Here is a 17,863-nt window from a genome sequence, read left to right on the forward strand (position 1 = left end):
CTATAAACCAGGCAGCATGAATTACCATATAATGGCCGATGACAAATTCATCAATGATTTTATCAGGGATGCAGAAGCTGTGGCCCCCGGCAACAATACCTATATCATCAACACCACCAAAGCCAAAGCCACCTTTATCAAATCCGACCAGGTAACTTATCTGCCTTTTTATACACCGGCCTTTAAAGCACTGCTGAAGAAAATTACTGCGCAGGACCGTCTTTTTATTCACTGGGCCTCTGAAGAAGCCATACAAGCAGCCTTATCCCTCCCTGCAAACATTACTATCGGTATGTTCTTCTGGGGCGGTGATATCGTGGAAATACCGGCTTTCCGCTTTAAACACAGCGTATACGGACCTATGAGTCTCCGGTACTTTGAGCAATATGAAGAACGCCCCAGGCTGAAGCTGAATCCCATGAGGCCTAAAAGGGCGCTCACTTCCTTTGCCCAGCGCTTCTTCAACTACAAAGCCCCGGACCGGAAAGTGGCCCGTACCCGCGACCTGTTCTTTAAACGGCTCAACCTCTTCCTGCACTGGAATCCCATCGACTTTGAATGGGTACAGCAGCATTATACTACCCATGCCGAATACAAGTACTTCTTTTACGATGTAAATCCGCATCCGGGCGAAGATGAGCTGGCCATCATGAACACCCCTAAAGATGGAAAGGTAACTACCATCCTGCTGGGCAACTCAGATACCTCCACCAACAACCACCTCGAAGCACTGCATGCCTTATCCAGGTACAAAGACGAGCCCATTAAGCTGGTGATCCCGCTCAGCTATGGCTATCAGCAATATGGCGATGTGATTGAAAAAGAAGCTATCCGCCTCTTTGGACACGAGAAAGTAATGGCCCTGCGTACATTCCTTAACCGGGAACAATACTTCAAAATGCTGGCCCAGGTAGATATTGCAGTGATGTACCATTTCCGCACCCAGGCCGCCGGCAACGTCATTGCCCTGCTGCACCGGGGTAAAAAGGTGTTCATTCACAGCAATAGCACCCTGTATCAGCTGCTGCAACAAAATCATGCAGCCGTTTTTGATGCCAAAGCCATTGACCACCTGGATTTTAAAGACTTCAGTACCCTGCTCAATAAAAGCGATGTACAGGAAAACATCCGCATTACAGAGGCACTCTTCAACAAACCAAAGAAGTTTGCTGTACTAGCGGAAGTATTGGGATAACAGTCACGCAAAGGCGCTAAGGAGCAAAGCCGCAAAGATATTTTGTCAAAACATAAGCTCTTAAGGAGCTTATAAATTTCTTTGCGGCTTTGCTCCTTAGCGCCTTTGCGTGACTGCATTATTGCTTCCTTCTCAACTTATGAATGGTTTCGTTCACCGTACTGTTCACGTCGTCGGATACACGGAGTACCAGTGTAAGTCCTATAAATATCACGGCAAACAAAGCGCCTTTAATGGCTATATCGATAATGGGATGGATAATAAACGGTATCCACGTAACCCCGAAATAAGCCACCAGCGATACACCTATCGCTTTTACACTGTTAATTGTAAAGGGTTGTAATCCAAACTTTGCCCAGATAAAAGCATAACGGATCAGGTTAAATACAGCCATTGAAATCAGCGTAGCAAACCCGGAACCTATCAACCCGTAGTGGTTAATCAGGTAAAAGTTGAGCGGCAGTGACAACGCCAGCAACACGGCGGAGCTATATAAATCATACCGCCATAACCTGGAGGTAGCCAACAACTGGCTATTCAACCCGGTGCCCATATCTATTACCCTGGAAATACCATAGCAAAGCACTACATATTTTGCTTTCGCATATTCAGGTGGCAACAATTTGAAAAAACTGTCAATATTCAGCCAGATAGCCAGGAAGATGAACAAAGCATAAATCAACTGCAAAAGCGAGGACTTCACATACACTTCTTCAATCTTACTCATATTCTTTTCTTTCCAGGCCTGCGCCAGCACCGGCAACCCGATAGCGGAAATACTGCGCTGCGGGATCAGTATCAGCATCGACATGTAAGTGGCAATTGTCTGATAGGCCACATCATCCAACCCCTTCGTGCTTCCCAGGATCAGCGGCGCCACATTGTTGGCCAGCAGGTTAAACAGGATAGCTCCCAGCAGGGAAAATGCATAGATGGACATCTTGGGCAGCAAACGGCGACTTACCGTACTTACCCGGAATGTAAAATGCAGGAAATTATGCCGGTAAAGATATACCAGCAGCGCCACCAGCAATGCCCCATATAGCAGCGAAAACAACCACAAAAAAGTAGTAATATCCACCAACTTAAAATAATACAGGAAGATCAACACAGTGGTCAGGAGTCGCATTACCAGCTCTTTCAGGAAGTTGGGAAATACCGTCAGGTGCCTCGCCCCGCTGTAACTTTCCAGTACCGCGAAAAAGGCAAATAAGAAAACGTTGGGATAAACGAGATAGAAATAGTCGACAAAAAGCGGTGATTTCTCAATAAAAGCATTAATGATCTGCTGCCGGAAGAATAACGTACCCAGGGCAAATAAGCCACACCCCACCAGGGTGGCCAGCATAGCCCAGGTTAACATATCATTATCTTTATCCTTCAGGCGACTGGAATAATAAGGGAAAAAACGGCTGATGGTAGGCACGGTACTCAAGGTACAAATGGGCACCAGCATCATGGCAATTTCGGGCAAAAGCCGCGTCAATGCGAACTCTTCATTGGAAAAGAAATGGGGAAACAGGAAAACGATATTAATACCACCAATGGCAAACCCAATATAAATCAACAAGGTGGACTTGATACTCTGCTGCTTGATTACTCCCATTTATATAAATATATTTATCTTTTTCCTGATGTGCAATATTACGCCAATTGCTAACAGGATTCAACATTTTAACTACCTTTGCGCCCGATGATCCAGTATTTCACAAATATAAACTCCAAAACCGTTGAAATTAAACAGCCCGAAAACGGGGCCTGGGTAAATATAACCCCTCCCCTCAAACAGGCTGAATTTGAACAGCTGTCCGAGGAACTGGACATCCCGCTCGACTTCCTCACGGACTCCCTGGATATTGACGAAAAATCGAGGTATGAACTGGAAGACAATGTAAAGCTCATTGTACTCAAAACGCCTACCGAAAACAACTCGATCAATGAAAGTGATGCCTTTTATATCACCATTCCTATCGTGATCATATTGACGCACCACCAGATCATTACCGTGAATTCCTTCGATAATACCGCCATCAAAAAATTCCTGAATACCTTTCACAACCGTTCCCCGGAGAAAAGGAATATGATGGTGCTGAAAATATTCGAAAAGGTGGTTATTAATTTCCTCGACTACCTCAAGGAAATCAACCAGCGAAGGAATATGCTGGAAGCCAAACTCTACGACTCCAACCGGAATGAAGAACTGTTGGGTATTATGCGTATCCAGAAAAGCCTGGTATACTTCGTAACGGCCCTGCGCAGTAATGAGTTGCTGCTGATGAAGCTGGAGCGCACCAACTTCCTGGGGCTCAACGAAGATGAAAAGGAATTCCTGCAAGACCTCATCGTAGACACTTCCCAGGCGTTGGAAATGGCCAACGTATACACCAACATCCTCAGTAGTACGATGGATGCCTTTGCCAGTATCATCTCCAACAACCTCAATGTGGTGATGAAACGGCTTACCTCCATTACCATCATTCTCACCTTCCCTATGCTGGTAGCCAGTATATACGGGATGAACGTAGATATCCCCTATCAGCATACTATGCACGCCTTCTATATCCCGGTCATTCTGTCCATCGCTATTTCGGTGGTGATCAGCTGGTATTTTATGAAGAAGAAATGGTTTTAGCCTAATTTATACAACAACATGCAAACAGGATTTAACGTAAGAGTATATGGCATCATGATCAATGATCAGCGCCAGGTATTGGTTAGTGATGAATATATCCGTGGCGGTTATTATACCAAATTCCCCGGTGGCGGCCTCGAATTCGGCGAAGGCACCCTGGAGTGCATTGTGCGGGAATGGCAGGAAGAGCTCAGCCAGGATGTAACAGTGGTAGAACATATTTATACCACGGACTTCTTCCAGATTTCTGCATTCGACAACGAAACCCAAATCATCTCTATTTACTACCTGGTGACCCCTACCTCACCCTTTACTGCCAGTGTAAGCAGCAAACCATTCGATTTTACCGTGCCGGAAGGCGTATCGGAAGTAGAACGCGCCCGCTGGATCAACTGGGACGAGTTTTCTTCGGCAGCAGTTACCCTGCCTATAGATAAGGTAGTAGCGGATATAGTAAAAGCAAGATATTAGCCCACGCAAAGGCGCAAAGTAAAAAAGCAGCAAAGGATAGTATCATATTCCTTTGCTGCTTTTTTACTTTGTGCCTTTGCGTGCCTACTCGCTCACTACCGGATCAACAAAAGGATGTTCCTGGCCCATGGCTGCTGCCTTCATTTGTTTGGCAACGTCATGTCCCAGGAAACGTTCTATCCGGTGTTCAAGTAAATAGATCAACGGCGTGAGCACAATGGCTATCACAAATTTATAGCTGTAGTTAACCATACAAATAGCCAGCACCCGCTGCCAGCTCCAGTTATTACCGAGCTTAAAGGCGATATACAATACAATGAAGCTATCTACCAACTGCGATACGATCGTAGAACCGGTAGCCCTTAGCCACACGTGCTTATCACCCGTCCGTTTCTTAATACGGTGAAATACCGTTACGTCCACGATCTGGCTCACCAGGAAGGCCGTTAAGCTACCCAGTATAATCCACATACCCTGTCCGAAGATACTAACGAAGGCCGACTGCATATTAGGGACCCCATCGGCAGCCTTGCTGCCCAGCCACCAGCCATCGGCCGGTACGTTCATCGCCACAAAAAACATGATAAAGGCATAGGAAATGAGTCCCACGGCGATATAGGAGATCCTGCGCACTGCTTTAGGCCCGAAGTATTCGTTTACGATATCTGTCATCACAAATTCCAGCGGCCATAACAATACCCCTGCCGTCAATGTATACGACAGGCCGCTCTCGCCAAAGAGCGTAAAGGTATGTACGGGCAGTCCCAATAACTTCTCCAGGGAAAATAGTTTACCGCCAATACATTCAGCAATAAGCGCATTGGCCACAAAAAAGCTGGTAAATATGACAAAAAGCTTGGTGGGCTTGTCGTTTAATAGGTTCCGGATCATTTAGTAATTAACTATGAGTTGAAATATAAAGATGGCAATGTTGCACAAATATACCCACGGAGGCAATGTCTTCCATTGTATTTTTTTTAACAATAATAACACCGCCGTGAGTATACATAAGATCCCATTCAGCGGAAAGGCAATGCCCACACCCAATACCAGCACATGATTCACCAAAGTATCCAGCGAATGGTTATACGTAGTGATACGCAGGATTTCACTGATCAGAAAGCACAGATTGCATATAAAAGCAAATTTTAAAAGGAACCGTATCCAGCGCATATTGAAATTTCGGATAAATTACAGTTATTTTTGTTTCTTTAAAACTAAATCCAAAATATCCGATGAAGCAAAACTGGCTAAAAGCCGTTCTTCCGCATCTCGCGGCAATAGGGATCTTCCTGTTGCTGGCCATGGTATATTGCGCTCCTGCCCTGGAGGGTAAAGTAGTAAACCAGGCCGACATGAAGAATGTAGAGGGAATGGCGAAAGAAGCAAAGGACTACTATGAAGCAACCGGTGACCGTCCGCTGTGGACCAACAGCATGTTTTCTGGCATGCCTTCCTATGTGATCTATTCTGGTCCGGGTACCAACAGAATGGGGTACATGAACTGGATTATCACCCTGAAGACGCCCTTCCCTATTAACATGCTATTCCTCGCCATGCTGAGCATGTACCTGCTGCTCTGTGTGCTGGACCTCAAATACTGGATCCGCGTTATGGGCGCCATTGCTTTTGCGTTTTGCTCGTACAACGTGATTATCATTGATGTAGGCCATATCACTAAAATGTTCGACATCGCCCTGATGCCTGCTGTACTGGCGGGTATCATCCTCACCTACCGGGGTCGCCTGCTCACAGGAGCCGCATTAACCGCCCTCGCTACCGGTATGCTGATCTATAATAACCACTTGCAAATTATCTATTATACCCTGATCATGGTAGCCTGCCTGGCTGTTGGCGCGTTTGTACACGCCTTTAAAACCCAGCAGCTGCCACAGTTTTTCAAAGCTTCCGGACTGCTGGCCATCGCCGGTGCACTCGCCATCCTTACTTCTATGGATAGCCTGATGATCCTGCGGGAATATACCGACTATACCATGCGTGGCAGCAAATCAGAGCTTACGCTCGATAAGGACGATGCCGCTCAGAAAAAGTCTACTGGCCTGGATATCGACTACGCTTACGACTGGAGCTACGGCAAAGCTGAAACAGGCACCTTCCTTATCCCTGGTTATGTAGGTAACTCCTCTGCTCAGAAACTCACTGCCAGCTCCCATTTCGGGGAGCAAATGGTGAGCCTGGGCGTACCTGCCGCACAGGTAGACCAGTTCCTGTCTCAACAAAAATTACCGATGTACTACGGCGCTCAAAGTAAGGGCACTTCCGGACCGGTATATGTGGGCGCCATTATCTGCTTCCTGTTCGTATTATCGTTACTGTTAGTAGACAGCTGGCATAAATGGTGGCTCATTGCCGTTACCGCTATCGGCTTTATACTGGCATGGGGTAAAAATCTGGCCTTTATCAACGATTTCCTGTTTTATCATCTTCCCCTGTACAATAAATTCCGCGCCCCTGCACAGGCGCTGGTACTGCCTTCGCTGACATTTATAGTATTAGGCTGCTGGGGATTGCAGGAAGTGGCTGCCGGGAAATACACCAAAACAGTGCTCCTGCAAAAACTGAAACAGGCTTTGCTGATCACTGGTGGATTCCTGCTGGGCTTTGTGCTGATCACCAATTTCTTCACCGGCTTCAGCAGTGCCAGCGATGCCAGCATGCTGCAATATTTTGCGCAGATGATGGGTGGCGAAGAAAATGCGAAGCTCCTGATCCGCGCCCTCGAAAAAGACCGCAGCAGCCTGCTCTTACAGGATACGTTCCGCTCTGCTATCTTCATCCTGATTGCCGCCGGCGCCATCTGGGCTTACCTGAAAGATAAGATGACCTGGAAAGTTTCCGCCATCGTTATTACCGCCGCCGTTACCATCGACCTGCTGCAGGTAGACAGAAACTATCTCAACAGCGACAGCTTCGTGGATGACCTGAGCTTTATGCAGGCACTGCAACCATCGCCCGCTGACCAGCAGATTAAACAGGATCCTGATCCGTATTATCGCGTATTCAATGTAACCACGGCGCCTTTCGATGATGCCTCCCCCTCCTATTTCCACAAGAATATTGGCGGTTACAGCCCGGCTAAATTGTGGCTCTACCAGGATCTGATTACGCACCAGATTGCGAAAAACAATATGCATGTGATGAACATGCTCAATACCAAGTACTTTATTGTACCAGATCAAAAAACAGGGCAGCCCATCGCACAGCGCAATCCGGATGCTTATGGCAATGCCTGGTTTGTAAAAGATATCATCTGGGCGCCCGATGCCAACACAGAAATGAAAACGCTGGATTACCTGAATACCCGCGATTCTGCGGTGATCGACAAGCGCTTCCAGGCACAGGTAGGCAGCTTTAAACCAGGAGCCGACAGCAGTGCAGCCATCAAGCTCACTAAATACGGACCTAACCAGCTCGAATATACGTCGCACAACTCCCAGGAAGGCTTCGGCGTATTCTCCGAAATATACTACCCTGCCGGATGGGAAGCATTTATTGATGGCAAGCCCGTAGATATCATCCGTACTGACTATGCCCTGCGTGGATTTAAAATCCCCGCTGGTGATCATAAAATCGAGATGAAATTTTCGCCTAAAACATTCTTCACCGGTCTTAAAATTGCCGGTACCACCTCTATCCTGCTGCTTGTATTGGTAGTATTGATATTTGGATGGGAATTTTACCAGCAGATGAAAAGAGAAACCGTGCCGGTACCAGAAAAGAAAAAATAAATACCTTACTGATATGAAAAAGGCCTGAGCGAAATGATCCGCCCAGGCCTTTTTTATGATAGTAAATAACGTTAGTACCGCTTTGAAAAAATATAACGCAACCCAATAAACAGGTGATGCGCAAAGTTGGGAATATGCCCATAGTACCGGCTCAATATCTTATAGCGTTCCTTCCAGGCCAGCTGCTGATGCTGCTTGGAAGTGCCTCCTACCCGGAAGCGCGCTACCACCTGGTGCGTATTACATATTTTTTGAGATGCCTTCAGCGTACGGATCATCCAATCGATATCCGCGCATACTTTATACTGCAAATCGTACAACGGGCTTAAACTGCGACGAATAATATAGGCCTGGTGCGACACCACCATGCCATGTTTCAGGCTTTTCCAGGTGAGCTGATCCGGTACTTTATGCGGCGTTTGTTCAGAACGTAATCCAATATCTACCCCATTTTCATCCATAAACATGGCTTCTCCATAGTATACATCGGCATGTGCACAGGCGGCAAACATATTGGCAACTACGTTGTTGTCGCCCAACACATCATCGGCATTGAGAAACAACAGGTAGTCACCGGTGGCTAGTTGCATTCCCTTGTTCATGGCGTCATACAGCCCTTTATCCTTTTCTGAAAGCACGGTGGCAATACGGGAACGGTATTTTTCAATCACGCCCATAGTATTGTCGCGGGAAGCGCCATCAACAATAACGTATTCGATATGCGGATAGGTTTGCGACAGCACGCTTTGAATGGTACTTTCAATAAATTTTTCCGCGTTAAAACATACGGTGATAATACTCAACACCGGGGAAGCTGCACTCATGTATTAGTTATTTGCGGCGATGATATCACCGATTCAAACAAATGATAATATTGTTCGGCGACTACCGGCATACTGAAATGCTGTTCGGTATGTACCCTGGCCGCCTGTCCAAACTGCCGGCAGGTAGCCGGATCACGCAGCAGCGCCAGGGTTCTGGCGGCAAACTGTTCATGCTCACCTGGCGGTATCACATAGCCCGTACGGCCATCAATCACTATTTCCCGGCAACCGCCTACGTCAAAGGTGATACAGGCCGTTTCACAGCTGCCGGCTTCTATCAGTACATTGGGCAGGTTGTCGGCCTTTGTCGGGTAAAAGAAGATATCGCTGGCACTATAGCACTGCATCATTTTGACAGTATCCTTCACATAACCGGTATATACACATTGGAGATGCTTGAAAGTACCGGGCAAACGGTCATTTCCTATCATCAGCAGATATACCGGGCTGTCCAGCTGGTCATCCAGCAGGTGCAGGATTTTAAGCAGCTCCGCTCCTCCTTTAAACTCACTGGCAAATAAACGTTCGGATACGAAGGTGATCACCGGCGCATCGGCAGGGAGTCCCAGCAATTGCCGGGAAGCGGCCCTTTCCTGCGGCCGGAAATAGGCCGTATCAATCGGATTGGGAATATGATATAAAGGCTTTTCCCGGGTCAGCGGGCTTTCCCGCGTCATGTCGTACAGCCAGCGGGAGGGCGAAACGATGTGCAGGTTGCTGGCTGCATACAGCCGTTGTTTCCGTTTAATCAGGTAATTACCATTGGGTAATCCCATATAAGGTGCATGCCTGTGCTCATTCTTTCCCGCCTTGCCTGTCTTCCAGGACGTATCGCCGAAGCTATGGGCGGCGCTCCCGGTGAGCGCCCACATATCATGCAGCGTCCATACTACCGGTGCTATGGCTGACAAACGGGGCAGTATCGATGCATCAAAATAGCCCCCGTGAATATTATGCAAGCTGATAACATCTGGCTTAAAGGCTGCGGTATACCCCAGGATAGCCGGGGTAGAAAAAGGGAAGTATAAATATTGCAGGCCTACACGGTTGGTCAGTACATTAATGCCCCGTTCTATCACATTACGCACCGTTCCCGGGCGCGTTACCGTTACCTTCGAAGATGAAGTGCGATGAGTCCCTACCAGGAAGTGATTATCGGTATGATAATATTCTTCCAGGCCGGTGGCGATGCGTTGTGCTGCAATGGCCGCCCCGCCGCTGTTTTCATATTTATTGATAAAAAGTACTTTCACGGGCTAGTATTTAAAGAACTGTCGCATATGTGCCTGGAATACCTCCAATGGCCAATCCCTCACTAATATACGGGGCAGTGCATAAGGATTACTCCAGCTATGTACCTGTCCGTGGTAGTTGGCGGTTACCAGCTGTAATCCCAGTGCCTTACAGGCTTTAATGCTATCTGCATTATAATAGCGTTTGGTGCCCAGGAACTTGCGGCCGCCGAAAGGATAGGAAAAGTGTACCTGGGGTGTGCCCAGCACGCCTTCCAGTATTTCTTTAGACATGCCTATTTCTGTGTATTGTTCTTCGTAGCTAAGCATGCCCACTGCGGGATGCCGGTGGGTATGGCAGCCGATGGTGGCATAGTCCGCGCTGCCCATGGCTTTCACTTCTTCCCAGGTCATTAACCGGTGTGAAGGGCGGCCGGCAGCCGATTTACCCGACCAGTCATATAGCTGTTGCATAACGGCTTCTATGACGGCAGGTTTACAAAAACGTAGTACCTGTTGCAGTGCATAGTACGTTTCGCGTATAGCCGTGAGCGTGCCGGTATTATATTCCCATTTCTTTCCGTCAATATCTACCGTTAACGTCAGCGGTAGCTGATCGGTGGTCAATAAGATACGCTCCAGGTCATCCCACCATAATTCAAGGCTGGTATTGATTTTAGAGGTGGTGATATAGAACAGTGCCGGCACCTGCTCCTGTTGCAGTAAGGGCAGGGCTTCGTGGTAGTTGTCGGCATACCCGTCGTCGAAGGTGACAAACACCGAGCGCTCAGGGAATGCTTTTTTATTTTTTACGTGATAGAGAAACTGATCTGCGTCCAGTACGTTGTAATCTGCTGCCAGGTGCGCCAGTTGTGCCCGGAAGTTGGCTGGGGTCACCGCCAGCTCCTGTGGGTCCCGCTCCAGGGTAGTGACCCGGTGGTATAACAGGATGACAGCCGGGCGTTGCACTTTGTTGGCTACATAGTGTGCGACAGCAAATATTTTTTGGCTCAGGTTTCCCATCGGTGATATAACTTTTATCGTGTTTACGCCTTCCTCGCTCTCACGGCAATGATAATAGGATATACGGGGTCCTGGTAGTCCAGTTCTTCCCGGGTGAGTTCTTCTGCCGCCAGGCCCTGTAAAATAGCTGTACAGGTGAGTACGTTACCATAGGCAGTGACTTCCACATTGTCTTTTCCAAAAATTTCTCCAAATACCTTTTCGGCCGACTGGGTGGTAAACCGCCAGTAGTCCCCCCAGCGGGCGGCGTCGTAAGCCGATACCTGGGTAGCGCCACCTAAAGTAGCCAGCAATACCCCACCTGGTTTCAGCAGGTGCCAGGCGCCGGCAATGGCTGTTTTAAAATCGTAGATAAAGTTGAATGTCTGGGTGCAGATGAAGCAATCTATCTGGTTGGCAGGCAATGACGCTGTATTGGTGAGATCTCCCACAATGGTAACATTCGCCCCCGGCTGTACATGCAGCACTTCAAAACTGGTGACCTGGCTGCCAAATTGTTTGGAATAACTGCTTTCCGCTATCTCCAGTACATGACCGTGAATATCGGCGCGGTGGGCTTCCAGGAAAGCGGCAATATAGTGACGGTCTACCGGGGTGCCCCGATCGAATCCAAATTTGGTAGACATCGGCTGCAATCTTCTTAAATTATCCCACTGTACCGGCGACACTACGTCCCGCCTCAATTTCCTGAATATATTCCGAACTGTTTTAAGCATGCCCCGTTATTTTTTTCCAGTATTTTTTAAGTCTGTTCTTAATCTTCGCGGAAATGGTCATACCCGCATGATATCTCAGGAAGCGGGCAAACACTTTTTCCATCGCAAGGTTATTTTCTACCGGGATATCCGTTACCGGGATATCATCCTGGTATATCTCCGTATATAACCAGTCTTCTTCTTTATAATGATGCGTAGCGGAGGCCACATTGCCATCGTGCCGTACCAGCGATTTTACCGGGTAAAGCGTCAGCATATCATGCAGGTAGGCGGCGCCTCTCCAGCGGATAGCCCAGGAACTTACTTTTCCATGCTTATGCTGGTGCAACATCCGGAAAAAAGGATAAGCACCCCAAAAGTCAAAAGGCTGTTTCAATCCTTTTTCCCTGATGCCGGCAATCACCTTGTCGGTATCTCTTTCAAATTTATCCCAGGCCCTGGACCAGGTTCCCCAGCCTAAACTTCCCGGATCATGCACCAGGAAAGTACTATGGGGGTAGTTGGCCGGCATGTCAAACGGGTACAGGTACCCATGTACTGCCAGCAGCCTTTCGTCTTTTTCGTACTTGGTCAACGCATCGTTCATGTATTTCAGGAAACTGGGCGATACGGTGAGGTCGTCTTCCAGTACAATGATCTTACCATGTTTGGCAATTACCTCAGATACCCCATCAATCACAGCGGTGGCCAGTCCTTTGTTCTTTTCGGCTTCGTATACCACTACTTTACCGCACCAGGGCTGGCTATGCACAATATCCCTCACTTCCTGTATCAGCTGCCGTTGTTCGGCACTGGCACCGGCTTTGGGCCCATCGCAATAAACATACAGTGTACTCTCCGCCGCTTCTTTATTCTGCTGAAGGTGCTGCAGGGTATTCCGTGTGAGTGCTGGCCGGTTGTAGACAAATAATACGATGGGAGCAAATTCCATAATGCCAAAGGTACTGCACAGGGCAGCAGATTAAGTTTAAACGGTAAAAATCGTATAAAATTAACAATAAAACAAATGTGTTGAAGTGGCTACAGTCGTCCGCCGCCAGCAAAATACTTCTTCCAGTAAGGTTCTTTCAAATCGCTGATCATCACGCCATTGCTGGTAGAAGCATGTACAAATTTGTCGTTCTCCAGGTAGATCCCTACGTGAGAAATGCGTTTATGGTGGATTTTGAAGAATACCAGGTCTCCTTCATGCAGGTCATGTGCCGGCAATCGTTTTACCTGTGTAAAAAGATTGGTGGAATTACCGGTCAGCCCCATTTGAAAGACGGTATTCATCAGGGTATTTACAAAGCCGGAGCAGTCAATACCATCTTTTGTTTTCCCGCCCAAACGGTAGGGAGTGCCCCACCATTCTTCGATAAAATTGTACAATTTGTAATTCAGCACATCTTCCACCGGCACATCGAGCATCTGTGCATATTTGAATTGCCAGCTCTGTGCATTTTCCAGGTTGGCGCTGCCCCTGGTAATGTTTTTGCTGATGCTGATATCCCTGTTGTTGTAGTTATTGGTGTTGCGTGTATGGCGATTGGTAGCAATGCCGTCTATAAACTCAACACGGCGGTTATTATTGGTAGAAGCGGGTGTGGTAGTGGTTTTCCTGGTGGTACTCTTTTTTAGTGAAGCGCAGGAGGTAAGTGACAATGCACAAATCGATACCTTCACAATAAGATGTCCCTTTACTCTGATCATAAGCTCTGGCTAAATTTTCGCTAAAATGCAAAGAAAGCCTTTTTTCCCGTATTTTTGTCGCTTGACGAAAAAGACTAGCAGATGATTTTTTCCCACTTACACGTTCATACCCAATTCTCATTACTGGATGGTGCCGCAGATATCAAGTCACTGTATAAAAAGGCCATGGCTTCCAATCAGCCGGCATTGGCCATTACAGACCACGGTAATATGTTTGGCGCATTTCAGTTTGTGGCAGAAGCATATAACAATAAGTTAAACCCGGCCGATCCCAAAGATAAAAGACTGAAAGTAAAACCGATTGTAGGATGCGAATTTTATGTGGTAGACAACCGCCATAAACGCGCTTTTACAAGAGAGGAAAAAGATATACGTTATCACCAGGTATTGCTGGCCAAAGATGATGAAGGTTATCGTAACCTGATCAAGCTTTGCTCACTGGGCTATATGGAAGGGCTATACGGTAAATATCCCCGTATCGATAAGGAGCTGATATTGCAGTACCACAAAGGGCTTATTGCCACTACCTGCTGCCTGGGCGCCTCTGTTCCCAAAACCATTATGCGTCATGGCGAAGAGGCCGGTGAAAAAGAATTCCGCTGGTGGCTGGATATTTTTGGAGATGATTTCTATGTGGAAATGCAACGCCACGGTATTCCGGAACAGGAACAGGTAAACGCTGTATTGTTGCGCTTTGCAGAGAAGTACAATGTAAAAATCATTGCCTCCAACGACTCCCACTACGTAGACCAGGCCGATGCCAACGCACATGACATCCTGCTTTGTATCAACACCGGTGAGAAGAAAAGCACCCCTACCAACAAAGAATTTTCGGATGACGAATCAGCGGTAAAGAACCGTCGCTTTGCTTTCTATAACGACCAGTTCTATTTCAAGACCACGGAAGAAATGACGAAGCTGTTTCATGATCTTCCGCAGGCCATTGACAATACCAACGAAATCGTGGACAAAGTGCAGCTGCTGGATCTCAAAAGAGATATCCTGCTACCCAACTTCCCTATCCCCAAAGAATTTATTACCCAGGACCAGTACCTGCGCCACATTACCTATGAGGGCGCCCGCAGCCGGTACATGGAAATGACCGCCGATATTGAAGAACGTATCAACTTTGAGCTGCAGGTAATCGAAAACATGGGTTTTGCCGGTTACTTCCTCATCGTAGCCGACTTCATCAAGGCCGGGCGCGAACTGGGCGTATTCATAGGCCCGGGACGTGGTTCCGCCGCTGGTTCGGCAGTAGCCTACTGTATCGGTATCACCAATATTGATCCCATCAAATACAATCTGCTGTTTGAGCGTTTCCTCAACCCGGAACGTAAGAGCATGCCCGATATTGATACGGACTTCGATGATGAAGGCCGTCAGAAAGTAATTGACTACGTAGTACAGAAATATGGCCGCAACCAGGTAGCGCAAATCATTACCTACGGTACTATGGCGGCTAAAATGAGTATCAAGGACGTTGCCCGCGTAATGGACCTCCCTCTCGTAGATTCCAATACCCTGGCTAAGCTGGTACCCGATAAACCCGGCATACAGCTGGATCGTATCTTCAACGCGCCGCTGGAAGGGGAAAAAAGCCTGGCCGACAAGGAAGGCCTGGCCGGGGAAGATATTGAAAACGTGAAAAAGCTCCGGGAGCTGATCAAAGGGGAGGATTTACAGGGAGAAGTGCTCCGCGAAGCCTGTGTACTGGAAGGATCGGTGCGAAATACCGGTATCCATGCGGCAGGTATCATCATTGCGCCGCAGGACCTGTACGACCTGATCCCGGTGTCTACCGCGAAAGACTCCGATCTCCTCGTTACCCAGTTTGAAGGTAGTATCATTGAATCGGCCGGCGTAATCAAGATGGACTTCCTGGGGCTGAAAACCCTTACCATCATCAAGGGCGCCCTGGAAATGATCCGCCAAAACCATGGTATCAGCATCGAAATTGATGACATCCCGCTGGACGACGCCAAAACCTACGAACTGTACCAGAAAGGCGAAACCAACGCCACGTTCCAGTTCGAGTCGCCCGGCATGCAGAAATATCTCCGTGAGCTGAAGCCCGATAGGTTCGACGACCTCATCGCCATGAACGCCTTGTACCGCCCGGGACCACTGGAGTATATCCCTTCCTTTATCCGCCGTAAACATGGCCTCGAGCCCGTACAATACGATATCGCGGAAATGGAGGAATACCTGAGCGATACCTACGGTATCACGGTATACCAGGAGCAGGTGATGTTGCTGAGCCAGAAGCTGGCTAACTTCTCCAAAGGCGACGCGGACGTACTCCGTAAAGCCATGGGTAAAAAGCAGATTGCCGTACTGAATAAGATGAAGGCGCAATTTATGGAAGGGTGCGCTAAAAATGGCCACGATCCAAAGGTCTGCGAAAAAGTATGGACCGACTGGGAAGCGTTCGCCTCCTATGCGTTCAACAAATCGCACTCCACCTGCTATGCCTTTGTAGCCTACCAGACGGCTTACCTGAAAGCCCACTACCCTTCCGAATATATGGCTGCCGTACTCAACTGTGCCAGCAATATTGAAAAGATCACCTTCTTCATGGAAGAATCCAAACGCATGGGCATCGACGTATTGCCGCCCGACGTGAACGAGTCTTTCAAAGGCTTTGCCGTAAACAAACAGGGACAGGTGCGTTTCGGTTTGGGCGGCCTGAAAGGCGTAGGTGAAGCGGCTATCGAAAACCTGCTGGAAGAGCGTAAAAAAGAGGGTCCGTTTAAAAATATATTCGACTTCATCAAACGCGTGAACCAACGCGCAGTCAATAAAAAATCACTGGAAGCCCTGGTGATGTCCGGCGCTTTCGACAGCTTCCCGGAACTACATCGTGCCCAGTATTTTCACAAACCAGATGGCGACAACCTTAACGGCCTCGACAAAATCGTGAAATTCGGTCAACAGGTGACTGCCGGCTCTTCCAACATAGGCAGCCTCTTTGGCGCCGATGAGCTCCCGGATGTAGAACCACCTAAAATTCCGAACTGCGATGCCTGGCCGCTGATCATGAAGCTGAACAACGAACGGGATATCACCGGTATCTATATTTCCGGTCACCCGCTGGACGATTACCGCTTTGAACTGAAACACTACCATATGAATACCGTACAGGAACTGGTAGAATATCAAACGGAGATTGCACAGCCAGGGGGCACAGGCGGGCGCTCCCGGGAACGTAATTTCCGCCTGGCAGTATATATCACCAGCGCCCAGGAAAGGATTTCCCGTAATAACCGCCAGTTTGGGGTAATGACCATTGAGGATTATACCGGCAAATTCGAGTTCGCCCTCTGGAGTGAAGACTTTATCCGTTTTGCTCCGTACCTCAAGCCGGGACTCTGCCTGTTTATCAATGGCGGCTTTAAATCCAAGCGTTTCAATGATAATGAATATGAGTTCAAGGTAAGCAGCATACAACTGTTGCAGGAAGTGAAAAAAACGCATACCAAACAGGTATACCTGAATACGATGCCCAAACTCCTCAGCAGGCCTACTGTCGACTTCCTCGTGGACAATGTGAACCGCTTCCCGGGCAATAGCGTACTACATGTGCACCTCACGGACCGTGACGATAACACACATGCCAAGCTGCATACCTTTAACCGGAATATAGAGATGAATGATGAATTGGCAGTGTTCCTGAATAAACAACCGGATATTGACGTGTATATTGAAATTATCAATAAATAGGTAGTATTAAGAATTGCTATTTATAATAAACGCGGCAGGAGGCTCTCCTGCCGCGTTTTGTCTGTTATCGCTCGTCGTAATCGCCCATTTTAATGAGGTAAAATATACCCTTTATACCATCTGGCGCTGAATTTATTATACGTTAAACCGGGAAATAAGAACTTTCCCTGTTTTCTTTTGATAATTGGCCAAAATATTTTCTCTACATAAAAAACCTGTTTTATCTTTAATTAAGAAGAATACGCCACAATAAGTATCTCTATTTTACGTTTGCTGGCAACGTTCGTAGAGAGTAACTAACCGAATACTTTAAACTACTCCTCGATACCGTCCGATAGTTGTATCATTCCTATCGCATATTTTAACCACCTCCTCGTGACTACACTTTTAATGGCGGGTTGTATTACCTCATAACCAGCACATGGCGTTCTAAAGGATATGCATCTCCCCATCTTGTCCATTCATGTAAAATCCAGTTTAGAATTAGGTTGTATTACCTATTAACCGCAGCACATTGATTCTATAATTATGCATCACCAGATGATGCTATGACCCTTCATTGTCTACGGCAATAAGTAATCCCTCCTTTTCCGGTAAAAAACTTAC

At 47.5% G+C, this 17,863-nt stretch carries 13 protein-coding genes; 5 read left to right on the forward strand and 8 right to left on the reverse strand.

Annotated elements, in window-relative coordinates:
• Positions 1–16 precede the first annotated feature (16 nt).
• Entirely contained in the window at positions 17–1,195 is a 1,179-nt protein-coding gene (locus HGH91_RS25755) for a TDP-N-acetylfucosamine:lipid II N-acetylfucosaminyltransferase (protein WP_168741797.1), read from the forward strand.
• A 118-nt stretch (positions 1,196–1,313) separates the two neighbouring features.
• Here the strand turns inward: HGH91_RS25755 and HGH91_RS25760 are convergent, their stop codons facing one another.
• Positions 1,314–2,801 carry a polysaccharide biosynthesis C-terminal domain-containing protein gene (locus HGH91_RS25760; protein WP_168741798.1) on the reverse strand — a complete coding sequence of 496 codons (1,488 nt, stop codon included), beginning with the start codon at positions 2,799–2,801 and terminating at the stop codon, positions 1,314–1,316.
• 87 nt (positions 2,802–2,888) lie between these two features.
• On the opposite strand from HGH91_RS25760, the gene HGH91_RS25765 reads away from it, so the two are divergent.
• Both HGH91_RS25765 and HGH91_RS25770 read left to right on the forward strand, forming a co-directional pair.
• Positions 2,889–3,827 (forward strand): magnesium transporter CorA family protein, encoded by a 939-nt coding sequence (locus tag HGH91_RS25765; protein WP_168741800.1) that lies wholly within the window; start codon positions 2,889–2,891, stop codon positions 3,825–3,827.
• An 18-nt stretch (positions 3,828–3,845) separates the two neighbouring features.
• A complete protein-coding gene (locus tag HGH91_RS25770; RefSeq protein ID WP_168741802.1) occupies positions 3,846–4,298 on the forward strand; it encodes an NUDIX domain-containing protein in 453 nt (150 codons plus the stop codon).
• An 84-nt stretch (positions 4,299–4,382) separates the two neighbouring features.
• Here the strand turns inward: HGH91_RS25770 and HGH91_RS25775 are convergent, their stop codons facing one another.
• Positions 4,383–5,189 (reverse strand): queuosine precursor transporter, encoded by an 807-nt coding sequence (locus tag HGH91_RS25775; protein WP_168741804.1) that lies wholly within the window; start codon positions 5,187–5,189, stop codon positions 4,383–4,385.
• A 344-nt stretch (positions 5,190–5,533) separates the two neighbouring features.
• On the opposite strand from HGH91_RS25775, the gene HGH91_RS25780 reads away from it, so the two are divergent.
• Entirely contained in the window at positions 5,534–8,047 is a 2,514-nt protein-coding gene (locus tag HGH91_RS25780; protein ID WP_168741806.1) for a YfhO family protein, read from the forward strand.
• Positions 8,048–8,118: 71 nt separating this feature from the next.
• Here HGH91_RS25780 and HGH91_RS25785 read toward each other — a convergent pair whose 3' ends face one another.
• The 6 genes from HGH91_RS25785 to HGH91_RS25810 form a co-directional block, all read right to left on the reverse strand.
• Positions 8,119–8,871 (reverse strand): glycosyltransferase family 2 protein, encoded by a 753-nt coding sequence (locus tag HGH91_RS25785; RefSeq protein ID WP_168741807.1) that lies wholly within the window; start codon positions 8,869–8,871, stop codon positions 8,119–8,121.
• The gene (locus HGH91_RS31550; protein ID WP_168741809.1) at positions 8,868–10,124 is read right to left on the reverse strand and encodes a glycosyltransferase; all 1,257 of its coding nucleotides are present in this window, start codon (positions 10,122–10,124) and stop codon (positions 8,868–8,870) included. Before HGH91_RS31550 ends, HGH91_RS25785 begins: the two co-directional genes overlap by 4 nt.
• Before the next feature lie 3 nt (positions 10,125–10,127).
• Positions 10,128–11,126, reverse strand: coding sequence for a polysaccharide deacetylase family protein (locus HGH91_RS25795; protein ID WP_168741811.1), 999 nt, complete (start codon positions 11,124–11,126; stop codon positions 10,128–10,130).
• A 23-nt stretch (positions 11,127–11,149) separates the two neighbouring features.
• Entirely contained in the window at positions 11,150–11,842 is a 693-nt protein-coding gene (locus tag HGH91_RS25800; RefSeq protein ID WP_168741813.1) for a methyltransferase domain-containing protein, read from the reverse strand.
• Complete coding sequence (locus HGH91_RS25805) at positions 11,835–12,773, reverse strand: glycosyltransferase (RefSeq protein ID WP_168741815.1); 939 nt, start codon at positions 12,771–12,773, stop codon at positions 11,835–11,837. The genes HGH91_RS25800 and HGH91_RS25805 overlap by 8 nt, the downstream gene beginning before the upstream one ends.
• Before the next feature lie 89 nt (positions 12,774–12,862).
• Positions 12,863–13,534 (reverse strand): C40 family peptidase, encoded by a 672-nt coding sequence (locus HGH91_RS25810; RefSeq protein WP_168741816.1) that lies wholly within the window; start codon positions 13,532–13,534, stop codon positions 12,863–12,865.
• Between the two features lie 81 nt (positions 13,535–13,615).
• Between HGH91_RS25810 and dnaE the strand changes: the two genes are divergently transcribed.
• On the forward strand, positions 13,616–17,257 hold the full coding sequence (dnaE, locus tag HGH91_RS25815; protein WP_168741818.1) for a DNA polymerase III subunit alpha: 3,642 nt from the start codon (positions 13,616–13,618) through the stop codon (positions 17,255–17,257).
• Positions 17,258–17,863: the final 606 nt, after the last annotated feature.

Source organism: Chitinophaga eiseniae (assembly GCF_012641265.1).
GTDB lineage: Bacteria > Bacteroidota > Bacteroidia > Chitinophagales > Chitinophagaceae > Chitinophaga > Chitinophaga eiseniae_A.